20 protein-coding genes, 4 tRNA genes and 1 pseudogene are annotated in these 22465 nt (G+C 52.4%); 5 read left to right on the forward strand and 20 right to left on the reverse strand.

The window, feature by feature from the left end:
* Positions 1-34: 34 nt before the first annotated feature.
* Together PRECH8_RS11155 and PRECH8_RS11160 are read right to left on the reverse strand one after the other, a co-directional pair.
* Entirely contained in the window at positions 35-667 is a 633-nt protein-coding gene (locus PRECH8_RS11155) for a YigZ family protein (RefSeq protein WP_200967186.1), read from the reverse strand.
* A gap of 9 nt (positions 668-676) precedes the next feature.
* On the reverse strand, positions 677-2035 hold the full coding sequence (locus PRECH8_RS11160) for a glucose-6-phosphate isomerase (RefSeq protein WP_200967187.1): 1359 nt from the start codon (positions 2033-2035) through the stop codon (positions 677-679).
* Between the two features lie 369 nt (positions 2036-2404).
* Here PRECH8_RS11160 and PRECH8_RS14805 point away from each other — a divergent pair.
* Positions 2405-3145: pseudogene (locus tag PRECH8_RS14805) on the forward strand (NAD(P)-dependent oxidoreductase); the annotation flags it as partial.
* A 44-nt stretch (positions 3146-3189) separates the two neighbouring features.
* Here the strand turns inward: PRECH8_RS14805 and tkt are convergent.
* The 3 genes from tkt to PRECH8_RS11180 all read right to left on the reverse strand — a co-directional run bounded on the left by tkt (position 3190) and on the right by PRECH8_RS11180 (position 7571).
* On the reverse strand, positions 3190-5202 hold the full coding sequence (gene tkt / locus PRECH8_RS11170) for a transketolase (protein WP_200967189.1): 2013 nt from the start codon (positions 5200-5202) through the stop codon (positions 3190-3192).
* Positions 5203-5528: 326 nt separating this feature from the next.
* The gene (gene purU / locus PRECH8_RS11175) at positions 5529-6422 is read right to left on the reverse strand and encodes a formyltetrahydrofolate deformylase (RefSeq protein WP_200967190.1); all 894 of its coding nucleotides are present in this window, start codon (positions 6420-6422) and stop codon (positions 5529-5531) included.
* A gap of 18 nt (positions 6423-6440) precedes the next feature.
* The gene (locus PRECH8_RS11180; protein ID WP_200967191.1) at positions 6441-7571 is read right to left on the reverse strand and encodes a deoxyribonuclease IV; all 1131 of its coding nucleotides are present in this window, start codon (positions 7569-7571) and stop codon (positions 6441-6443) included.
* A gap of 335 nt (positions 7572-7906) precedes the next feature.
* Between PRECH8_RS11180 and PRECH8_RS11185 the strand changes: the two genes are divergently transcribed.
* A complete protein-coding gene (locus tag PRECH8_RS11185; RefSeq protein WP_200967192.1) occupies positions 7907-8335 on the forward strand; it encodes a DUF2621 family protein in 429 nt (142 codons plus the stop codon).
* Between the two features lie 47 nt (positions 8336-8382).
* Here PRECH8_RS11185 and PRECH8_RS14645 read toward each other — a convergent pair whose 3' ends face one another.
* Both PRECH8_RS14645 and PRECH8_RS11190 read right to left on the reverse strand, forming a co-directional pair.
* Positions 8383-8505, reverse strand: coding sequence for a hypothetical protein (locus PRECH8_RS14645; RefSeq protein WP_276569109.1), 123 nt, complete (start codon positions 8503-8505; stop codon positions 8383-8385).
* On the reverse strand, positions 8502-8978 hold the full coding sequence (locus PRECH8_RS11190; protein WP_207161794.1) for a PleD family two-component system response regulator: 477 nt from the start codon (positions 8976-8978) through the stop codon (positions 8502-8504). Before PRECH8_RS11190 ends, PRECH8_RS14645 begins: the two co-directional genes overlap by 4 nt.
* A gap of 175 nt (positions 8979-9153) precedes the next feature.
* On the opposite strand from PRECH8_RS11190, the gene PRECH8_RS11195 reads away from it, so the two are divergent.
* Entirely contained in the window at positions 9154-10677 is a 1524-nt protein-coding gene (locus PRECH8_RS11195; RefSeq protein WP_200967194.1) for an MDR family MFS transporter, read from the forward strand.
* Positions 10678-10873: 196 nt separating this feature from the next.
* Here PRECH8_RS11195 and PRECH8_RS11200 read toward each other — a convergent pair whose 3' ends face one another.
* From PRECH8_RS11200 to PRECH8_RS11225, 6 genes are all read right to left on the reverse strand, one after another.
* Positions 10874-11752, reverse strand: a complete 879-nt coding sequence (locus PRECH8_RS11200; RefSeq protein ID WP_200967195.1) for an ROK family protein — start codon at positions 11750-11752, stop codon at positions 10874-10876.
* A 356-nt stretch (positions 11753-12108) separates the two neighbouring features.
* Positions 12109-12194: transfer RNA gene (locus PRECH8_RS11205), tRNA-Leu, on the reverse strand.
* A 6-nt stretch (positions 12195-12200) separates the two neighbouring features.
* Positions 12201-12272 (reverse strand) — tRNA-Glu (locus PRECH8_RS11210).
* A gap of 309 nt (positions 12273-12581) precedes the next feature.
* Positions 12582-12667 (reverse strand) — tRNA-Ser (locus tag PRECH8_RS11215).
* 3 nt (positions 12668-12670) lie between these two features.
* Positions 12671-12746: transfer RNA gene (locus PRECH8_RS11220), tRNA-Asn, on the reverse strand.
* Between the two features lie 34 nt (positions 12747-12780).
* Positions 12781-13254 carry a SprT family protein gene (locus PRECH8_RS11225; RefSeq protein WP_200967225.1) on the reverse strand — a complete coding sequence of 158 codons (474 nt, stop codon included), beginning with the start codon at positions 13252-13254 and terminating at the stop codon, positions 12781-12783.
* A gap of 533 nt (positions 13255-13787) precedes the next feature.
* On the opposite strand from PRECH8_RS11225, the gene PRECH8_RS11230 reads away from it, so the two are divergent.
* Positions 13788-14135 carry a hydrolase/acyltransferase gene (locus PRECH8_RS11230; protein WP_200967196.1) on the forward strand — a complete coding sequence of 116 codons (348 nt, stop codon included), beginning with the start codon at positions 13788-13790 and terminating at the stop codon, positions 14133-14135.
* 368 nt (positions 14136-14503) lie between these two features.
* Entirely contained in the window at positions 14504-14662 is a 159-nt protein-coding gene (gene cmpA / locus PRECH8_RS11235) for a cortex morphogenetic protein CmpA (RefSeq protein ID WP_200967226.1), read from the forward strand.
* Positions 14663-14807: 145 nt separating this feature from the next.
* Here the strand turns inward: cmpA and PRECH8_RS11240 are convergent, their stop codons facing one another.
* From PRECH8_RS11240 to PRECH8_RS11270, 7 genes are all read right to left on the reverse strand, one after another.
* Complete coding sequence (locus PRECH8_RS11240; RefSeq protein ID WP_200967197.1) at positions 14808-17000, reverse strand: Tex family protein; 2193 nt, start codon at positions 16998-17000, stop codon at positions 14808-14810.
* 200 nt (positions 17001-17200) lie between these two features.
* A complete protein-coding gene (locus tag PRECH8_RS11245; protein ID WP_200967198.1) occupies positions 17201-17551 on the reverse strand; it encodes a type II toxin-antitoxin system PemK/MazF family toxin in 351 nt (116 codons plus the stop codon).
* 5 nt (positions 17552-17556) lie between these two features.
* Complete coding sequence (locus PRECH8_RS11250; RefSeq protein ID WP_276569110.1) at positions 17557-17838, reverse strand: CopG family ribbon-helix-helix protein; 282 nt, start codon at positions 17836-17838, stop codon at positions 17557-17559.
* Positions 17839-18035: 197 nt separating this feature from the next.
* Positions 18036-19229, reverse strand: a complete 1194-nt coding sequence (gene alr, locus PRECH8_RS11255; RefSeq protein ID WP_200967199.1) for an alanine racemase — start codon at positions 19227-19229, stop codon at positions 18036-18038.
* Positions 19230-19370: 141 nt separating this feature from the next.
* Entirely contained in the window at positions 19371-20423 is a 1053-nt protein-coding gene (locus tag PRECH8_RS11260; RefSeq protein WP_200967200.1) for a LolA family protein, read from the reverse strand.
* 103 nt (positions 20424-20526) lie between these two features.
* Entirely contained in the window at positions 20527-21606 is a 1080-nt protein-coding gene (locus tag PRECH8_RS11265) for a phosphodiester glycosidase family protein (RefSeq protein WP_200967201.1), read from the reverse strand.
* Complete coding sequence (locus PRECH8_RS11270) at positions 21587-22000, reverse strand: hypothetical protein (RefSeq protein ID WP_200967202.1); 414 nt, start codon at positions 21998-22000, stop codon at positions 21587-21589. Before PRECH8_RS11270 ends, PRECH8_RS11265 begins: the two co-directional genes overlap by 20 nt.
* Between the last annotated feature and the right edge of the window lie 465 nt (positions 22001-22465).

Raw genomic sequence — 22465 nt, forward strand, 5'->3', positions numbered from 1 at the left:
AATGATCCCTCGGCCTTTTTTCGATCCTATAATCCTAGATCTCTTGTTCGATATATCGATATTCTCTCTGTTCGATGATGCCCTGTCCTTGCGTCAGGTCCGTAATCCAAGCAGTGAAGCGCTCTGCTTCTTCCGCTTCAGGCAGACAGAGGATGCTCACCTTGTCGGTAAATGTCGGAGGTTCGGTGATTACGCCGCGGTTGTTGAGCTCATTCTCCAACTTGCCGTACCAGGTGTAATCGACCGTCACCGTAACTTCTCTGTGCAGGACTTTGAGCACGGGCTTCGCTGCCTTGACAGCTTCCACTGTGGCCTCCGTGTAAGCTCTTACGAGACCGCCGGCTCCGAGCAGGGTTCCGCCGAAGTAGCGCGTTACGACAACGGCGGTGTATTTCAGTCCTTGCTGTTTAAGCACTTCCAGCATCGGTTTGCCGGCTGTGCCGCTTGGCTCTCCATCATCGGACTGCTTCTGATACTCATCCCGGTCACCGACCAGATAAGCCGAACAGTTATGCGTCGCCGACCAGTGTTTTTTCTTGATCTCTTCGATGAATTGAATCGCTTCTTCTTCGGTTGCCACGGGCCGGCAATGGCCGATGAAGCGCGACTTCTTGATGACGATCTCAGCCTCGCCGGGCCCCTGAACCGTTCGGTAGCTTAAGAGCATCGGGCAGCATCACGCTCTTCCCAGACGGCGTTCCAGTTCAGCCTTCTGGTCTTCGAATCCGGGCTTGCCAAGCAGAGCGAACATGTTCTTCTTGTATGCCTCGACTCCCGGTTGGTCGAATGGATTCACTCCGAGCAGGTAACCGCTGATGCCGCATGCCTTCTCGAAGAAGTATACGAGGTAGCCGAACCAATACGGCGAGATTTCCGGAATGGTCACGACCAGGTTCGGTACGCCGCCGTCAGTATGAGCCAGCAGGGTTCCTTCGAAGGCTTTCTTATTGACGAAATCCATCGTCTTGCCGGCGAGGAAGTTCAGACCGTCAAGATTCTCAGCGTCCTCACCGATGACGATCTCCTCCAGCGGCTTCTCCACCTGCAGGACGGTCTCGAACAGGTTGCGCGTTCCTTCTTGGATGAACTGCCCCATGGAGTGCAGGTCCGTCGAGAAATCAACGGAAGCCGGATAGATTCCCTTATGATCCTTCCCTTCGCTCTCCCCGTACAGCTGCTTCCACCATTCAGAGAAGAAGTGGAGGGAAGGCTCGTAGTTCACGAGGATCTCCGTTGTCTTACCCTTGCGGTACAGGATGTTGCGAAGCGCTGCATATTGGTAGCTGGCGTTTTCGCTTAGGTTCGGGTTCGCATATTCACGCGAAGCGTCAGCAGCACCCTGCATCATCGCATCGATATCGATGCCGGCTACAGCGATCGGCAGAAGTCCTACGGCAGTCAGTACGGAGTAGCGACCGCCTACATCGTCCGGGATGACGAAGGTCTCGTAGCCCTCGCTGTCGGCTACGGTCTTCAGCGCGCCTTTCTCCTTGTCCGTCGTAGCATAGATGCGTTTTTTGGCGCCTTCTTTACCGTATTTTTGTTCTAATAAATCCTTGAAAATGCGGAAGGCGATCGCTGGTTCCGTCGTCGTTCCCGACTTGGAGATGACATTGACGGAGAAATCCCGGTCGCCGATCAGCTCGATCAGATGCTTCGTGTAAGTCGAGCTGATGTTGTTGCCGGCGAAGAAGATCTGCGGTGTACCGCGCTTCTCCTTCGGCAGTACGTTATAGAAGGAATGCGACAGCATCTCGATCGCTGCGCGCGCTCCTAGATAGGACCCCCCGATCCCGATCACAACGAGTACTTCCGAATCCTCTTGGATGCGCTTAGCCGCTTCCTTGATGCGCTGGAACTCTTCTTTGTCATAATTGACAGGCAGGTCGATCCAGCCAAGGAAATCACTGCCCGCACCTGTCTTCTCATGCAGCTGATTGTGAGCTGTCTTCACATATTCAGCCATATAGTCAATCTCATGTTGTCCTACAAAAGCCAAGGCATTGCTGTAATCAAAGCGTAAACGGTTGCTCATAAAGTGCGCCTCCTATCCTTATCGTACAATACATACAATACTCATAGCATAAATGAAAAAAGTGGCGTGATCAAGTTCGTCCGACACAATCCCCCATATACCAGGCAACCGCCAGCCTGGGATTCATCACGTTCCTGCCGGATCGGCATTGTCAGACGCTATGAAGTTATGGAGCATGTGATGGCAGCGGCAATGGCGGCGGCATCGTAAGAACAGAATATCATCAAGATGCAGATGAACTGAATCATGTGCTGACAAGCTGCTTCACCTTATCATATGGGTACATCTGCAGCATATCACGTATTAGTACACTGTTTTCCATCATGTGATGCTTACCGCACACTGTGGTAGAATCATGTTCAGGATTCAGCAAGAGAAGCGTCGGTTATCATCACGATGATCAGCAACGATGATGCGCTGCGCGAAGTTTTCTACGGAGAACAGGGCATCTTGTCAGGCATAAAAGGCAATCAAACGGTGATCGACAGCAGCACGGTCTCGCCAACACTGAGCCGTCAGCTGTATGCAGATTGCAAGGCCAAATCCTCGAGCTTCCTCGATGCGCCGGTTACAGGCAGCAAAGAAGGAGCAAGAGACGGCACTCTGACCTTCATGGTGGGAGGCGATCGGGAAGTCATGGAAGCGCATCTCGATGTCTTCCAAGCGATGGGCAAGAAGATCGTCTATGTCGGACCTTCAGGCTCCGGATCACAGCTGAAACTCGCGCATAATACCGTCGTGGCTATCAATACAGCTGCGGTCTGCGAAGGGATAAGCATGGCCTATAAGGCTGGCATCGATCCCGCCGTCTTCTTGGACGTGCTTTATTCGGGAGGCGGCAACAGCCGTGCTGCGGAGATGAAGGGGCCGAAGATCATCGCCCGCGACTTCGATACCCACTTCTCATTGAAGTGGATGCTGAAGGACCTGAAACTGGCTTCAGCTCTAGGCGATCAGCTGAATGCGGTCTCCCCGCTGCTCGGTGCAGTGAAGCAGCTGTTCCAAGAAGCAGTGAATGCAGAGATCGGCGAAGAAGACGTCTCGGCTCTGATCAAAGTATATGAACAAGCGATGAATATGAAGGTGGAGTCCCAGTCAAGCGAGGCGTAATAAGGAGAGCGGCAGTCGATTAGGACTGCCGCTAAAATCGCTTATTACAGCAGAGCTTTCACCTTGGCTACGACGTTCTCGACGGTGAAGCCATACTCAGCCATGACCTTCGGTCCCGGTGCCGAAGCGCCGAAGATCTTGATGCCCAGGATATCGCCATGGTCGCCGACATAGCGCTCCCAGCCAAGCGGGTAAGCCATCTCGACAGCCAGGCGTGCCTTAACATCAGGCAGGATAACGGAATCGCGGTATTCCTTCGGCTGCTTCTCGAAGAGCTCCCAGCTAGGCATGCTGATGACGCGCACATGGATGCCCTCTTCAGCCAGTTTCTCTTGTGCAGCAATCGCAAGCTGTACCTCCGAACCCGTTGCCAGGATCTGAGCAACCGGCTTGCCGTCAGCTGCATCGCTCAGCACGTATGCACCGCGCTCAACGCCTTCGATTGCCTTCTCCTTCGTACTAGGCAGGATCGGCAGCGCTTGACGCGTCAGCACGAGAGCCACTGGGCCTTCGTTCTGCTTCACCGCATAACGCCATGCTGCAGAAGTTTCGTTCGCGTCTGCCGGACGAATCACAGTAACATCCGGAATGACTCGAAGTGCAGGCAATTGCTCGATCGGCTCGTGTGTAGGACCGTCTTCGCCGACACCGATCGAATCGTGCGTCAACACGAAGGTTACCGGCAGCTTCTGAAGGGCGGACAGACGAACTGCAGGGCGCAGGTAGTCGGAGAATACGAAGAATGTACCGCCGTACGGACGAACACCCTTATGCAGCGCCATACCGTTGACCGCAGCAGCCATCGCAAACTCACGCACACCGAAGTAGATATTGCGGCCTTCGTAGCTGTTGCGTGTGTAGATCGGCATCCCCTTCAGATGCGTATTGGTCGAAGACTCCAAGTCAGCAGAACCGCCGACGATGTTTGGCACGTTCTTCGCCAGAGCATTCAATGCAGCACCGGATGCCGCACGAGTTGCAAGCGGTTTATCTTCTGGATTATACCATGGAAGATCTGCGTCCCAACCTTCAGGCAGTTCGTTGGTGATCGCTTGTTCGAATTGCTTAGCCAATTCCGGATATTCCTTCTTGTAAGCTGCGTACAGCTCATCCCATTCCTTGTTCGCAGCTTCGCCTTGAGCCTTAACCTTAGCAAAGTGCTCTCTTACTTCTTCCGGTACGTAGAAATCTGGTTCCTCAGGCCAGCCCAGAGCTTGCTTCGTCAGCTTCACTTCTTCCGGTCCCAGCGGAGCACCGTGCGGACCTGCGGAACCGCCTTTACCCGCTTTGTTCGGAGAACCGAATCCGATCGTCGTCTTCACTTCGATCAGCGTCGGACGGCTCAGATCCGCCTTCGCTTCTGCGATTGCTTTGCCGATCGCTTCGAGATTGTTCTCCTCTTCGACTAACAGGGTCTGCCAGCCGTATGCTTCGAAACGTTGACGAACATTCTCAGAGAATGCCAGGTTCAGTTCCCCGTCAAGGGAGATATCGTTGGAGTCATACAAGACGATCAGTTTGCCGAGTCCAAGGTGACCTGCAAGGGATGCTGCCTCAGCGGACACACCTTCCATCAGGTCGCCGTCACCGCAGATGACGTAAGTATAGTGGTCGATGATGTTATATCCTTCTCTATTATACACAGCAGCCAGATGTGCTTCTGCCATTGCCATACCCACAGCCATCGAGATGCCTTGTCCGAGCGGACCAGTAGTTGCATCTACACCAGGCGTGTGACCGTACTCAGGATGGCCCGGCGTCTTGCTTCCCCATTGACGGAAATTCTTGATATCGTCCATGGACAGATCATAACCGCAGAGGTGAAGCAAACTGTACAGGAGCATCGAACCGTGACCAGCGGAGAGTACGAAACGGTCGCGGTTAATCCATTCCGGATTCGACGGGTTGTGCTTCATATGGCGGGTCCAAAGCTCGTATGCCATAGGTGCAGCACCCATCGGCATGCCTGGGTGTCCTGACTTCGCTTTCTCTACTGCATCGATGGTCAGGGTGCGGATCGTATTCACCGCTAGTTGGTCTACAGATTGATTCTTCATTTGCCTTCCTCCTATTTGTGCTTATCGGATAGAATAGTTTTATCATTGTAACATGGATTGAACCACGTTGCTACCAACTATTTCATAAGTTATCCTCAGGTCATCCTTATAATAAGGACAAACATACGTTCAAAGAAAACAAAGAGCCTCTCACCAAAAATAACACATCCCGGTCATGTTACACGGGGATCCGTCACAAAAACCTGCTCCAAGCAATACCACATGATGGGAATATTGCTATTAAGACACGCCACAAGCAGGGAACTTGCACAAAGGCTCTTCGCACTTAGGTCATCCTGCACGAAGCAATTCACGCTGATGTAACCCTACACGAAAACAACGGTCTTATTCTGATGGACGAGGATGCGGTCTTCACAATGCCACTGCACCGCCCGCGCCAGCACGATGCGCTCGATATGGCGGCCGATGCGCTTCAACGAATTCACATCATCGCGGTGGCTGACCCGCTGCACGTCCTGTTCGATGATCGGTCCGCCGTCCAGCTCCTCCGTGACATAGTGAGCCGTAGCGCCGATCAGCTTCACGCCCCGCTCATAGGCTTGGGCGTACGGCTTGCCGCCGACAAAAGCCGGCAAGAACGAATGGTGGATATTGATGATGCGATTCGGATAGTGCTGCAGGAATTGCGGCGAGATGATCTGCATATAACGCGCTAAGATAATCGTATCGACCTTGCCTTGGACGAGCTCCAGCTGTTTCTCCTCCGCTTCCCGCTTCGTCTCCGGCGTGACCGGCACGTGGTAGAACGGAATACCGAAGGATTCGACCAACTCCTTCATGATCGTGTGATTGCTCACCACGAGCTCGATATCCGCGTAGAGATCACCGGCCTGCCATTGCCACAACAATTCAAGCAAACAGTGATCCTCCTTGGAGACGAAGATCGCCAGTTTCTTCTTCTTGGCCGCTACTGAGAAGCGGTACTTCATCTGGAATTGCGCAGCAATGGACTGGAAACGCTGTTCCAAGTCTGGAAGTTTCTGTTCCAGGTCCGGCAGATCGAATTCGATGCGGATGAAGAACATTCCCCCATCGGGGTCCATCGTATACTGATCGGATTGCACGATATTCGCTTGATTCTCGCTTAGGAAGCTCGAGATCGCAGCAACGATGCCCGGACGATCCGGACACGAGATAAGCAAACGCGCGCGATCTTTGCGATGATCGACGCTGCTTTGAAATTGACCTTGTGTTTTCACCCTGTTTCCCCCTATCCCCTATGCCGTCTTACTTAACTTATATCCTGACAACCAAGCGGTCAGGCGATGGTTGATCTGTTCCTCCGTCAGATCATCCGGCAGCAGCTTCGCCTCGACGACGAGATCGTACAATCTCTCCATCGGCTCGCGGCCGTCAGCCTTACGCGCCTTAGCGTCACTTTTCAACATATCCCATGTGCTCAGGACATATTCACGATAGTGAATATCCTGCTGCTTGAAGAAATGATCCAACTTCTCCACATGTTCCAGAAACTCACCGCCGAAGCGTGCCTCGACCTTGCCGCTGAGCAGCGCGATCTCCACTTCGTACATCGGACGCTGCTTCTTCGTATCCTTGCCGATCCAAGGCGTCTCCAGGATCATCGGCAGGTGTGACAGCTTCTCATGATGCACAACGCGCTGAATCGCCTCGAAACCGATCCATCCCGAGCCAACGGGCGCATGGCGGTCCTTCGCTGCTCCCCGCGGATTCTTGCTGTCATTCAGGTGGACGACGCTGATCCGGTCCAGACCGATGATGCGGTCAAACTCCTCCAAGACGCCATCCAAGTCATTGACTATATCATAACCCGCATCATGCACATGGCAGGTATCGAAACATACGGAGAGGCGGTGGTTGTCCTCCACCTTGTCGATCACCGCCGCGATCTCTTCGAATCTGCGGCCGATCTCCGTTCCCTTGCCTGCCATCGTCTCCAGGGCGATCTTCACATCCGTATCCTTCGTTCCCTTAAGGACTTCATTTAAGCCTTCAGCGATGCGGTTAATTCCATATTCCACGTCCTTATCGGTATATGCACCAGGATGCAGGACGATATTCTCCACACCAAGATAAGCTGTGCGGTGAATCTCCGACTGCAGGAAATCCACAGCTAAACCGAACGTATTCGTCTTATAGGATCCCAGGTTGATAATGTACGGCGCATGCACCACGATCTCATCGATGCCGTGCTGGGCCATCAATTCTTTGCCCTCGGGCACGTATTGTTTCTCGATTGGCTTGCGCACCGTATTCTGCGGCGCTCCCGTATAGATCATAAATGTGCTCGATCCATAGCTGATCGCTTCATTCGCGGCATTTAACAGACCCTTATCGGAAAAGGATACATGTGAACCGATTCTCACCATGGCTGCTGATCTCTCCTTATAACTTGCTGGCGAGCAAGCTTGGTATCTATCGTACATGCTGTACTTACCGATGTTTACGCAGCTGACCCGGGCCCGATCAGGCAAAGAGTCAACCGAAGACAAGCTAACTGTTCACTATTGTACCTTGGATAATGAAATAATTCCAGAAATGCGGTATAATTCTCTTGTCTGCCATCCAAAATGTCACAACTTCGCCGCATCACAGCGCATTTCGCGCGAACATGCGTGCAATAGATCATGTACAAGCTTCGTGCGCAGGATGATGCGTTAGCTTGCATGCACATTGTTCATCTTAATCGCTGAGGTGAGATCCATTGTTTAACTTCTGGCTGATCCTCCTATGGTCCATCCTATTAATAGGAAGCATGTCGATCGGCGGCTACTTTATGTTTCGCAAGTTCCTCAAGTCGCTGCCGAAGGCAGACGGCCGATCGCAGCTGGACTGGCAGAATCACTACATTGAGGCCAGCCGTCACATGTGGACGGATGAGACGAAGGCTTTCCTTGAGAAGCTTGTCTCGCCGGTGCCGAAGCCGTTCCGCGACGTGGCCAAGCACAGCATCGCCGCTAAGATCGGGCAGATCGCTCTCGAATCCGGTGCACCGCAGGTAACGATGGAGCATTGCCTGGAAGGATATATCTTGGCGACGCCGCGCAGGGATTATAAGAGCTTGGTCGCATTTCTTAAGAAGAACAACATCGATTATACAAAATATAAACACATCCTTGAAGAGGCGAATTAAAACCGCCCTTTATACAACAGCTGATGCCCTGCCGTTCTGGCGTGACATCAGCTGTTTTTGTATTCATGGCCGGCTGAAGATGCGCGGTGCTCCGCCCGTCTTGTTCCGCCGGATCGGCAGGATTCGCTTGCAGCTATGCGATTGCGGCCGAGATTCTTCGCTTGGATCAACGAGAACGGCGCGCCATACCGGGCATCCACGCTGATCTGATACCCATCATCCTGTAGAGATAACGCCGATTGTAGCAGCCCGTTAAGCTGTCGGTCGTCGCCAGCTGCTCCAATTTCTTATTCGCATCGAACAGATCTTGCTGAATCCCCGTCAATTCCTGATTGCGGAGAAACAGATCGCGATTCTTGCTGTTCAGCTCTTCTACCATGCTCCGCCATTCTGTGATATCTTGGAAGGTGATGATCCGTCCGAGGCAGCGCTGACGCTGCTTGATCGGATAGATTCGCATGAGCACATGCTGCAAGGCCGGCTGGTAACAGCTTAATTCCGCTTGAATCGATGCCATCGGCTTATGGGTATAGACCTGTAAGAAATCTTCTACATCCTCCGGATCCATACATTCGATGCAATCGTGAATGGGGAAGGTCTTGCCTACTTTGGCTGATGTAAAACGCCTTGCCGTTTGGTTCATATCAATCACCGTGTAAAGGATTATAAACTTCTTACCCTGCGCGATTTCTTAGGGTCGAGGATCTATAGGAGATGATAGAATCAAAGGTCTGATGAATAATGATTATAGTTCAAAGGTCGCATGTCAAAATACTCTTATCGTCCTAATATTATCATAAAGATGTTAGAGGTGGCACATGATTTCAACCATTCAGAAAAAAACATCCCGCCCCGTAGTCCTTGCGATGGTCATGATCGCCATGTTCATCACCGCCATCGAAGCAACGATCGTCTCTACAGCCATGCCAAGCATCGTCAGCGAACTGGGCGGTTTCGAATCTCTGGCCTGGGTTTTCTCCATCTTCCTGTTGATGCAAGCCGTTACCATTCCCATCTACGGTAAGCTGTCTGATCTTTACGGACGCAAGCCGATCTTCACCATCGGCATGATCATCTTCCTCATCGGCTCGATTCTGTGCGGATTCGCCGGCTCGATGACTGAACTCATCGTCTACCGCCTTATCCAAGGATTGGGCGCAGGGGCGGTACAGCCCTTAACGATGACCATCGTCAGCGATATCTACAGCTTGGAAGAACGCGGGAAGATTCAGGGGTATCTGTCCAGTGTGTGGGCCGTTTCATCCGTTACCGGGCCGGCATTGGGCGGATTTTTCGTGGAATATCTCAGCTGGGTGTGGGTGTTTTGGATCAATGTTCCTTTCGGAATTGTCTCTTTGATCGGGCTTCATCTTTTTTTCCATGAGAATATTGAGAGAAAAGCGCGGCAGATCGATTACAAGGGTTCCGCACTGCTGTTCATCGCCATCGGCTCGCTGATGACCTTCTTCATCGGCAGCGGTACGCTCTGGCGGTGGAATTCCTTATTGACCTATGTTCTGCTGCCGCTGTTCGCCGCCAGCCTCTTCCTCTTCATCAAGGTCGAACAGCAGGCCCGTGAACCGATTATGCCGCTTACGCTGTGGCGGAATCGCACGATCGTCCTCAGCAACAGTGCTGCGCTGACCTCGCACATGGTGCTGATCGGAATCTCGACGTTCCTCCCCACTTATGTACAGGGGGTTATGGGATATTCACCGTCGATCGCCGGCATGACCCTCGGGGCGATGTCGATCGGCTGGCCGCTTGCCTCCAGCATCGGCGGCCGCTATATGCTTCGCATCGGCATGCGCCGCATGACGATCAGCGGTTCGATCTTCATCATCCTCGGCACCGTCTTCTACATCATGATGAGACCGGAATACGGGCCGTTCTATGTCGGTACAGCCTCCTTCGTAACAGGAGTTGGACTTGGACTGCTGTCGACGGCGTCCCTGCTGATCGTCCAAGGCAGTACGGAGTGGCAGATGCGGGGGGCTGCGACGGCCTTGATCATGTTCATGCGCATCTCGGGCTCTACGATCGGTGCTTCGGTGCTGGCAAGCGTGCTGAACAACCGCTATCTGTCTTATATGAAGACAAATGCAGGGCCGCTGGGCAGCGAGATTGAGTTGAACGATGCCAATATCCTGCTCGATCCCGCGCGTCCGCCGATGGATGCCGAATTGGTCGAGCTGCTGCAAAGCGGTCTGACCTACGGCTTGAACGGCGTCTATTGGTCAATCGGCGTATTAGCGATCCTTACGTTTGGGCTGACCTGCTGGCTGCCGCCTCTGGATCCCAGCACCCTCAGCACATCGCGCACCTCCAGCGAGCAGAATTAGCCGGTGCAGGGTGCGCGGTGCACGGGGTACTTGGCATGATGCACGGAGCACGAGGCACGGTACACTGTCTACGATGCACGATGCGCGTTACACGACCAACGATATACGGTGCAGGCTACACGGCTCACGATGCACGATCCATGGCCCACGGCCGCATCTCGATCCCCGGCATTCCTCACTTAACAGACATCATTGCTCACTGTGCACGCCACGCTTCGATCCCTAAGGCCAAGGCTCCGGTCAACCCGGCTAGGCTGCCCAGACCAGGAGGTACGATATAGGCATCGATTTCCTCTAACACTGCCTTTGCTTGAACATAGCCGTTTAAGTTTCGCTTCACTTCCTCGCGGATCAGCGGGAGCAGCTGCTCTTGCTGCATCACGCCGCCCCCAAGAATCACCTTCTTGGGCGATACCGTCAGGATCATGTTCGACACCGCTTGGGCGATATAGAAAGCTTCGATCCGCCATGCTGGATGATCCTTAGGAATCTCAGCGCCTTTCATCTTCCATCTTGCTTCCAGGGCCGGACCTGCAGCCATGCCTTCCAAGCAGTCCCCGTGATAGGGACAATTCCCCGGAAAATCATCCTCAGGATGACGGCGAATCAGCACATGCCCAGCCTCCGGATGAACCAGGCCGTGGATCAGCCTGCCCTCCGCGTAGATGCCGACGCCTACGCCGGTGCCTATGGTGTAGTAGACGCAGCTGTCCAGCCCGCGTGCTGCCCCCCATCGAGCTTCTGCAAAGGCGGCCGCATTCACGTCGGTATCCCATCCGATGGGCACATCGAAGGCGCGCCGCAGCGTTCCGACGAAGTCATAATCTCTCCATCCCTGCTTCGGCGTCGTCGTCACATACCCATACTTGGGATGATTCCGATCCAGTTCAATCGGTCCGAAAGAGGCGATGCCGAATGCTTCCACCTCCTGGTTCTCAAAATATTCGATCACCTTCTCCAGCGTCGGCTCCGGAAGCTCCGTTGGAAACTGGATCTTCTCCTCGATCACCCCTTGTTCATTGCCGATCCCGCAGACGAATTTGGTCCCGCCCGCTTCAATCGCTCCAATTCGCATACTCCTTCTCCTTTCCTCGGCCTATTCCCGTTCCCGATTCTTCTTTATGCATCCTTTTAATATGGATCCTATCATAATTTTTGCAACTGAGACGATGGTTTTTGTCGTTTTACACTGCGATGCCGCTCCCTCTCATGCTGAGTCACAACCGCTTCCGTTATCGCGCAAGTTGAAACGACATTAATTGACGTTTCACACACTGATCCCGCTTTAATGCACACTGAGACGACACATTTTGTTGACTCACATGGCAATTCCACCGCTGACACGCTGAGTCAACACTTTCTGCCGGTCGAACCCCAACAAAAAAGGGACCTCAGTCCAATGACTGAAATCCCTGTATCCTCAATTATGTATGGTGCGGTCGGTGGGATTTGAACCCACACGGGCGTCCGCCCACTACCCCCTCAAGATAGCGTGTCTGCCGTTCCACCACGACCGCATGAAATGACCCGTAGGGGATTCGAACCCCTGTTACCTCCGTGAAAGGGAGGTGTCTTAACCACTTGACCAACGGGCCAGAATATGAACGATTGCGTTCGGTTCTTGTCCTGCCAGCAAGATCTTCTGCAAGAAATGCTCGCAAGCGACAAATGTTATTATACCGGATATCCGCTCTAATGGCAAGTGGGTTTTTGCTGATAGACAGCATGAAATTATTGGTTCTGACATTAGTTCTAACATTGGTTCTGATATTCGCTTTGCCAAGTTCAAAAGCTCGTTCTAACAAGTTCAATCCAATAAGTTCAAACCAAAATCCTATACGGGCACAAAAATAAAATTGGACATGTTCATGTCCAACAATTCAAACTCTCTTATAAGGAGAAAACGGAGAGGGAGGGATTCGAACCCTCGCGGCTGTTACACCCTAGCGCTTTAGCAAAGCGCCCCCTTCGGCCTCTTGGGTACCTCTCCATATGGCTCCCCGAGCAGGACTCGAACCTGCGACAACTCGATTAACAGTCGAGTGCTCTACCGGCTGAGCTATCGGGGAACGACTCTCAATCGAAGTGACAAGAATTAATTTATCACGAATTTCGATCAGAGTCAAGCCTTAAAATGATTAATTTATGATGGCACCTTGCACATACGTATTTTGATGGGTCAAAACGCCGTTTGCGATAAAACTCCGCACCGCATCCCGTGCACATCACCCGCCAGCGGTAAGGCAGTGTTCTTCTGCCTCCCGGCAAAGCACGGCAATACCGGGTTCCGCCTACGCGCGCCAGCAGTTCTTTGAAGTCCGCATCCCTGTGGCGGTAGCCTTTGCCCTCCAGATGAAGGTGATAGTGGCAAAGCTCATGCTTGATGATCTTCTCCGTTTCTTCGATGCCGTAGATTTCATAATGTTTGCGGCTGATGTCGATTTGATGCGTAACAAGGGAATATCTCCCGCCGCAAGCCCTAAGCCGCGGATTAAAGACGGCCTTATGGCGGAACGGCTTACCGAAGAACTCCAGCGAGATGCGTTCCACCCAGGCTTGCAGATCCGCATCGCTCATCGCCGTCGCACTGACCGCTTGCTTCTTCTGCTCGTTCATCATCTGCCTTCCTAACCTTCTTCCCGATCTTCTAGGATCCTATACAGCCTAATTGAAGAAATGTATTCAGCATCCCCTATTCCTCAATCACCGATGCTCCCTACATCTAGTCACAGGTGAGAAGCAAGGCTCATTTCTGAAGTCCCTTAACCTCAACTTCTCTGATGTTCCTTTACGGCAACCCCAACGATTTCATGAGTTAATGATTCTATGCGGCACCTTAGCGCACAAGATCTCTGATCTGTTCTTGAATTTGCAGGACATCCCAGATACACTGTAAATATTGGTCAAAATACTGCCCAAATTCATTGCTCAAATTCTTTGCCCAGATTCATTGCTAAGGTTCGTTACTCAGATTCATTGTTGCTTAGATCCATTGCTCAGATCCAATGATCTAATTCTCGAACACCTAGCTAAGTCCAGGAAACGTAAACGACACAGACCATGTCTTAATACACAGGTATACGATTGATGTAGAAAGGGGAAGACTAATCATGGCTGACTTTAAGATCATCCTGCTGCAAGACGACGCCGATCTCATCTTCGTAGAGATGCCCGCCACACACGCCTATCAATTGACCGCGCTGCTGTTTCGGCTCCACAAGGAGGCAGGCAAGCTGACGGCCAATAACGTGCCTGTCCTGCCCCAAGTTGTCGCAGAATGTGCGCAGGTTGACTTCCTGCAAGACCAGTATAACACAATCAGCGGACTCGATTATATCAATCGATTAGAAGCAGCCTTCGCGGCGATTGACGAGCGCTCATATCCGATCATCTCACTGCTGACGGAGATCCGGGCGCTGCAAGCACAGCTGGAACAGTGGTACGAGGAAGAGATGTAAGCTCAGCAGCTTTCTTGGAACTTTGGAAACTCACATATAAACTCACAGTATGCTCACGATGAAGTTGGACCTGCACCGGGCATCCGCCTGCTCGATATAATAGGATGGATACGAACTTTGACCTGCGATTCCATGGCGAAGATGCTCTGAAGATGTTGTATAGGATGGGCGTAAAACCCTTAATCGTACGCTATCATCGAATACTTTTGATTACAAAGCAACTTGATTGTAAAAACAACTTCAATTTTCCAAAAAACTGCACAATCCCATTTACAAAATATGCAATAGTTCATATCCATATAGGACAACAGCAACATATCATGCAGGCAAGGGGAGATCCAATTATATACCCACAGGAGGTTATAGCGATGCCTCAATGGTTGTGCAACCAACTTCAACGGGCTTTTATAATGAAGGACCTGAGGCAGATCCGTGTGCTGAATGAGTGTTGGTTTTTTTACCGTACAGGTTCAGATCATACCAACAGTACCACCAGCCCTCATCTTTCACTTGATGAGCGGGTGTAAATCTTGCCGCCGCAAAACAAAGCACTCCTTCCCGTCATGCCCTCGCAAGATCGGGAACGGAGTGCTTTATTCCTTTTATCTCCTTCGTGAGTCTAACGATGCCTCTCCCTTTTCGCCGAACATCCGCAGAGCATCCAGCCGAGCATCATAGATTGCGCATCGTAAGGCTTACTCTGCCCCGTTTCAGATCCGTCTGCAGCACCCGCACGGTGACGATATCACCGACGGAGACAACGTCCATCGGATGTTTGACGTATCGGTCGCTGAGCTGCGAGATATGCACTAAACCGTCATTCTCCAGGCCGATATCGACGAAGGCGCCGAAGTCCGTCACGTTCCGCACCGTCCCCTTAAGTTCCATGCCCGGAGCAAGGTCCTCGATCTTCAGCACATCCGTCGAGAAGATCGGCGGCGGCAGCTCTTCCCGCGGGTCACGGCCCGGCCGCTGCAAGCTTTCGAGGATATCGCGCAGCGTCGGCAGACCGACATCCAGCTTCGGAGCAAGTTCCTCAGGCCGGACCTCCCGCAGCCGTGCGTTGAGCTCCTCCGTACCCAGCTGCTCGAGCGAGATCTGCAGCTGTTCGAAGAGCTTATCCACGATGGAGTAAGATTCCGGGTGGATCGGCGTATTGTCCAGCGGATTGTCGCCGTCCCGGATGCGCAGGAAACCGACGCATTGTTCGAAGGTTTTCGCACCGAGCCGCGGCACTTTGAGGAGTTGCTGGCGGTTCGTGAAGCGGCCGTTTTCCTCGCGGTATTTGACGATGTTCTTGGCGATCTTCCCATTGATGCCGGATACATAGGAAAGCAGCGACGGAGAAGCCGTGTTGAGGTCGACGCCAACATGGTTCACCACAGATTCGACGACGAACTTCAGGCTCTCCTCAAGCCGCTTCTGCTGAACATCGTGTTGATACTGGCCAACTCCGATCGATTTCGGATCGATCTTCACCAGCTCCGCCAGCGGATCCTGCAGCCTGCGTGCGATCGACACGGCGCTCCGCTCTGCCACATCGAAGTCCGGGAATTCCTCTGCCGCCAGTTTGGACGCAGAGTACACACTGGCACCGGCTTCGCTGACGATGATATACTTCAGCTTCGGATTGCCCAGCTTCTTGATCAACCCGGCGATGAAGCTCTCCGTCTCGCGCGAGGCCGTCCCGTTGCCGATGGCAATTGTCTCCACGCCGTACTTCTCGATCATCGCGCCTATGGTCTGCTCCGCTTCGGCCGTCTTGTTATGCGGCGGCGTTGGATAGACGACGCCCTTGTCGAGCACCTTGCCGGTATCATCGACAACCGCGAGCTTGCATCCCGTGCGGTAAGCCGGATCCACTCCAAGCACCACATGGCCCTTCACCGGAGGCTGGAGCAATAGATTGCGCAGGTTATCTGCGAATACTTTAATCGCATGTTCTTCCGCTCGTTCCGTTAATTCCCCGCGCACTTCCCGTTCAATCGACGGCGCGATCAGCCGCTTATAGGCATCCTCGATGACCGCCAGCAGGATCTCCCTTACGGCTGATGTCTGCTGCAACGTGCGCTGTACAATCTGATCGAGGATCCGTTCTTCCTCCACCGCCAGCCGCACCTTCAGTACATCCTCCCGCTCACCGCGGTTGATGGCGAGGATGCGGTGAGGAGGCAATCTCTTCACCGGTTCCTGATAGGCATAATACATCTCATAGACGGATTCCATCTCGGGATCCTTCGCTTCCGTTACGATCATCCCATGGTTATAAGTGTGCTGACGAACCCAAGCGCGAATCGCTGCATCATCGGCGATTCGCTCTGCAAGGATGTCCATCGCGCCCTGCAGCGCCTCCTCGGCACTGGCGACACCTTTCTCCTCGTCTATGTACTTGGCTGCCTCCGCAAGCGGATCACCGGCTGGCGGCTGGCTCATCAGCCACTCAGCGAGCGGCTCCAATCCTTTCTCCTTCGCGACGCTCGCCCTCGTCTTGCGCTTCTGACGATAAGGGCGGTACAGATCCTCGACCTCTTGCAGCTTCGCCGCTGCGGTGATCGCCAGCCTGAGTTCTTCGGTTAGTTTCCCCTGTTCGAAGATCAGGCGCAGCACTTCCGTCTTGCGCGTTTCCAGATTGCGCAGGTACTGCAAGCGTTCTTCAATCGACCGGATGGCATGCTCATCCAGCTCACCAGTCATCTCCTTGCGATACCTGGCGATGAACGGAATCGTATTGCCCTCATCGAGCAAGCCCACGGTTGTGCGCACTTGTTTCGCGCTGAGCTTTAGTTCGCCGGCGAGCATCTTCAGGATTCGTTCTTGCACCTCGTCCGGTGATGGTTCCACCCACTCTGTTATGATCTCAGACATGCATGAGTTCTCCTTTTTCCATAGTCCATCTTTTTGTTTCCGTTTGCCTCTCCACGGCCCATAGACCGTAAGACCTGACTTATTATACCACTTGTCCTTCACAGCGCACAATTTGCTCCATGCAGATCCAGATAATCAAAAAGGAGGCTCCCGCCTCCTCTTCCTCATCCTTCATATGTAAATATGCGCAATCGTTTGTGCTAGAAATCAATCAAACCAAGACTGATCTGCAACGAATCGTTCACCTTGCGCATCATCGCCTCATCTAAATGAGTAATCTTATCCGTGAGTCTCGTCTTATCAATCGTACGAATCTGCTCCAACAGAATGACCGAATCCCGGTCAAATCCGTGCTCCTCCGCATTAATCTCAACATGGGTTGGGAGCTTCGCCTTCTGGATCTGCGCTGTGATCGCTGCGACGATCACCGTCGGACTGAACCGGTTGCCGATATCATTCTGAATGACGAGTACCGGCCGCACGCCGCCTTGTTCCGAGCCGACGACCGGTGAAAGATCAGCGAAGAATACATCTCCTCTTTTGACGATCAATCGCATCACACCCCGCTTACTAAGCGGTTCAGAATCGTACCCGCATCTTCTTCCGCCTGGAACGCCTCCGATGCCATGCTCAGATTAATCTTGGCCATTTCCATGTATCCACGCTGCATGGATTCGCGCAGATTGCGCTTCTTCCGCTCGACTAGATAAAGCTTCATAGCCTGACGAATTAACTCGCTGCGATTCACTTTCTCTTCCTGTACGATTCCATCCACTTCCTCCAGCAAATATTCGGGCAGGCTAATCATTATGCGCTTCGTATTATGCAAATTGGCCACCGAATGAGCACCTCCACTAACGAATACGGTCAATATTACCAGTATGATATGTTTGCCGCCAATTTATACAATTTCAAATATATGCTTGCCGTATATCAATTATGTTATATCCTCCATACGGCACCAGTTCTAAATTAATCATATTCGATGTTTTTGTATTTTTTCCTCTTAAAATAGCAAAATCACAACGTGGTAAATCATTCCTGAGCATATGGCATCTTGATGAGGTCGTTGTCCACATGGACGACTTCACCATTCAGCGTATATACCCGAGGTACGCGGTGCGAGATCATGCAAGGGATCTCGTAATTAATCGTACCAAGATGTTCGGCCAGCTCTTCGACATGCAGCTGCGCATCGCCTTGGCTGCCAAATAATACAACTTCATCGCCTAGTGCAACATCTTCAATGTTTGATACGTTTAACATACACTGGTCCATACAGATGCGTCCGACGATGTTCGCGCGCTGTCCATGGATGAGCACCTGCGCTTTGCCGCTGAGGAGCCGTGTATACCCATCTGCATAGCCAACGGGCAGGGTGGCGATCGTCTCATACCCCGAGGTGCGGTAAGCAGCGCCGTAACTGACACCGGATCCCGGGGGCAGGGTCTTCACCATCACAACCTCGGTGACGAAGCTCATGACGGGCTTCAGATGCACGCGGCTCTTGAACACTTCTTCCGACGGATACAACCCGTACATACTGATGCCGAGACGTAACATGGAGAAGGTCAGCTCCGGACAATCGATCCCTGTTGCGCTGTTGCCGGCGTGAATATGCGGGATGTTGATCCCGCGCTCGCGGCAAATGTCCACGATGCGGCGAAAGCGTGTATGCTGCTCCATGGTATAGGTTTTGTCCCGTTCATCCGCGCAAGCGTAATGGGTGAATAATCCTTCTAATTCTACTCCCGGCAGGGCATGCACCTGTTCGATAAACGCGACTCCCGTATCATCTGCAGGCACGCCGATGCGCCCCATTCCGGTGTCCACTTTCACATGTACTTTCAATTTGCGGTCCTTGATCGGATCGTAGGCCATCGATCGCAGCGCTTCGACGATATCCTCACTGTATACCGTCACCGCAATATCGCGATCTCTTGCTGTCCTAAGTCCTTCAGGCGGCGTATAACCCAAGACGAGGATCGGCGCTGTAATCCCTGCATCCCGAAGCTCGATGGCTTCGTCGAGGAATGCAACGCCGATATAGTCTATGCCGCACTGCAACGCGTATCTGGCCGTCTGCACTGCACCATGACCATAAGCATTCGCCTTCACGACGGCCATGATCCTGATTCGCTCGGGCACATGTCTGCGGAACTCAGCGATGTTGTGCCGTAGTGCATCAAGCGAAATTACCGCCCTCGTCGGGCGGTAGTAAGTTTTCATCCAACCACCCCCGCGCCTTCTCCTGCTGACTATGCCAGTTTGCATACGATCCGATATCCAATGGTATTATGGTAATCGTAATCCAAAGCGGTGTCAACGCAGGATGAGCGTTTTGCGCTCGGTAAATGGTGGGTTGAGGATTTATTTTCCTGTTTGGCCTTGTACGGATTGAGCGATCTTCACCATCTCTTCCGTCGGCAGCGTACTCGTAGTCATCCTATATTCTACACCATCCTCCAGCCAGATCAAGGTTTTATGTTCCTCTCCGGTGAGGATCCCCATCGTGAATTCGAGATCCACCAGGGTCGTCTCATGCACGAATACGGCCGTATCCCGCGGTCGGGACTCCAGAATCGTGTAGGAATAGTCCCCTCCTGCATACTGCAGGAGCACCGCATCCGTCTCACCGAGCTGCACATCCTGTACATCGACAAGCTCAACTCCTGCCGGTGCATAGGCTGGATAGATGATGCCGAAGTCCCCGCTCAGCTGCGCCTTGATCTCTTCGCTCAGCTGATCCGCCCCGGGCATGGGCGACATGGCAGGCAATGTGGTGATATTCCAGCTCGTCAGATTCCAATTCATATCGAAGTTCGTCGCTTCAAATTTCTTATTCAGTTCGAAGCTGCTGAAATCCACAGTGACAATCGGCTTATCGTTCTCATCGAGCAGCTCGATATGAATCGGCGCATAGCCGTCCTGTTTGAGCCAGATCTTCTGCCTGGGCAGGGCCATGTTCTGATAGTTCGCCTTCACATCGAAGACATAATGCTCCCCGTCCTTCGTAACCGCCCGCTCCGGGTCGTCGACGATGCTGCGAAGAAGCGTTTGGTAGAGATAGATCTGTCCTTGAGTGTTCGGCCAATCGCTGCGGAAACGGAAACTCTTCTGAAGATGAGGGGTCAGGACGAAGACTCCTTCTTCATTTTTGAGCACGATCTGCGTAACATTCTTCTGTTTGTTCGTAATCGCGATCCGATAGAATTCCGGTTTCTGAAACCAGACAGACAACTGATATTCCTGCGGCTGCTCACCCGAGTGGAGGATCATCGATCCTTCTGCAGCATAACTGTTCATCCGATCGATCATCTGTTCCAGTTCTCGAACAACATCCGCTTCACTCTTCTCACCGCATCCTGCCAAGATAAGTACCGCACTCATTACGACGGCCGCAAGCCACGTGATCCGGCGCATTCCATCATCCCCTCTTTGCTCATTAATCGCTTGACTAGTTCATGTCTATGTGGGGACTTGGACTTTTATGCGGACTAGTTTGACGAGCTTGACAAGTAACGACTTATGGAAGGATGACTAAATTCGTCGCCACTCGTCTTTCTGCTCCGCCAGAGGGTTTATTCAATACTTTGCCATCATAGTAGAAAGTGCTTGACCCGCCGCCGTCAAGGTTGTATGCGTCCGTCACATTGAACTCAAGCAGCTTATCCTGCGCTTCTTCCAAGGTCACGCCGCTGCTCCAGTCTTTTCTGCGGCCGTCGATGACGATGAACAACAGATCTCCATTGGAGAAATGCCCGATCATCGTTCTCGGCTCCCGTCTATTGGCCCAGTCTCTTGGGATCGCCTTTTTCTTGCCGTTTTCCAGCAATGTCGGCAGGAAACTCGCACCTTGCTGGACTTCCATGGTCTCTAATTGTTCACGCGACTCAATCCGGCCGCCGACAAGGCGTCCGTCCTTGTTGAAGCCAACGAAACTTACATCTGGGTTATCGGAAAAAGTGCGGATCTCACCATCAACGACGGTGGTGCCCAAAGGAACGATCATGCCGTCGCTGGTGCGATGGAAACCGCCGGCATTGACGGCGAGTACCGCACCCGTTCGTTTTGCCGCTTGACTCGTCGTTTCGCCTTTGCTTTTAATCTGATCGTGAGCGAGCACCAATTTGAGTGCGGAGGGATCATGCAGCTTAATCTTGGCCATATACCCGCGGTATCCAGCCTCCTGCAAGGAATAGACCTTCACCGTTGCGCGCTTGCCAAAGGTTTGCCCGATCGGTTCACCCAGCTTATTGGATAGAATCTCTTCGAGAACATCTTGCGTCTGTGAGATCTGTTCCGAACTGGCTGCGATCAAGTTGGAGATCAGCGCACCGGTCTCAGCATATCCTGCTTTTTCCGCCTCGACCGTCTCATAAATCGCTGTCAGCGATGCGGAGATCGCGTCCAGAGCTGGTTGTGACTCAGCCATTTGCTGCCGCAATCGCTGCACACGTTCTTCTGACTCGATCGTCGATACGAGTGAGGATGCATTGTCTAACCGCAGATCAGTGCCATAGGATTGGAGAGCGATCCAGAATCCCACTGCCGGCGCCGCAAGCAGCAGAAAGAAAAGCTGCAGTCTAATAAACCCGCGCTGCATCTTCTAACTTCCTTATCGCTGCTCTTAGTTCTTCCAACTGCTTGTCCAATGCATGAATCTGTGCTTGCAGCGCAAGTCTTGTATCATCATTGCCGGTGATGGATTCGCTGGTCATCTGCAATTCTTCTCGTATCGATTCGATTTTCTCGGAGACATCGGTCATGATCGCCGTTAATTCATCCAGTTCGGCATGCAGATCATCGATTCTGGCATTGCTTTCTGAACGGATTTCTTCGATGTGCATAAGCAGCTTGGCTTCAATCTCCGCCTGCTGCGCTTGCATCTTATTAGCGGCCAGTTCATATCCGCCATAGGCCAATCCGCACCACACCGCGCATGTGAGCAGGGAGTAGAGGACGGTGCGCCGTTTGCTGCCAGCTTTGCGCCCTCTCATCTTCGTGACCCTGGATGAAGGTTGGTCTGTCCGAGGTGAATGAAGGAAGTTGTTCATTTGGCATCTTCTTTCTAGTTGTTCTAGTTGTCATTTTTGATATTCCGAGTCTATTAGTCGATTTAATAGATCTTCTACTTACAATATCTTAGACGACCGGCGGTTGCAAAAGTTGCACGCATGGCGGTGCACAAAACATGTAAACACGGCGATTTCCTTAAAATAATCAAATCCGAATTTTGTCCTAAAAGTCGTATATAAGAATGGCAGAAAGAGTTTATATAAGCATTTTTATCGTAAAAGTCGTACAAAAAGCGGCAACTGGGAACCCTGAGGGTGGTTTTTGTCCGAAAAATAGGACAAAATCCGTAAAACCTGAGTTGATCCAAGTTGTTTATCCTAAAAATCGTACAAAACCGCCCATGCATCACGTCTGCTCCTGGGCCTCCAAGGTTTCGCTGCAAAAAT

This window comes from Insulibacter thermoxylanivorax, from assembly GCF_015472005.1.
Classification (GTDB): Bacteria; Bacillota; Bacilli; order Paenibacillales; family DA-C8; genus Insulibacter; species Insulibacter thermoxylanivorax.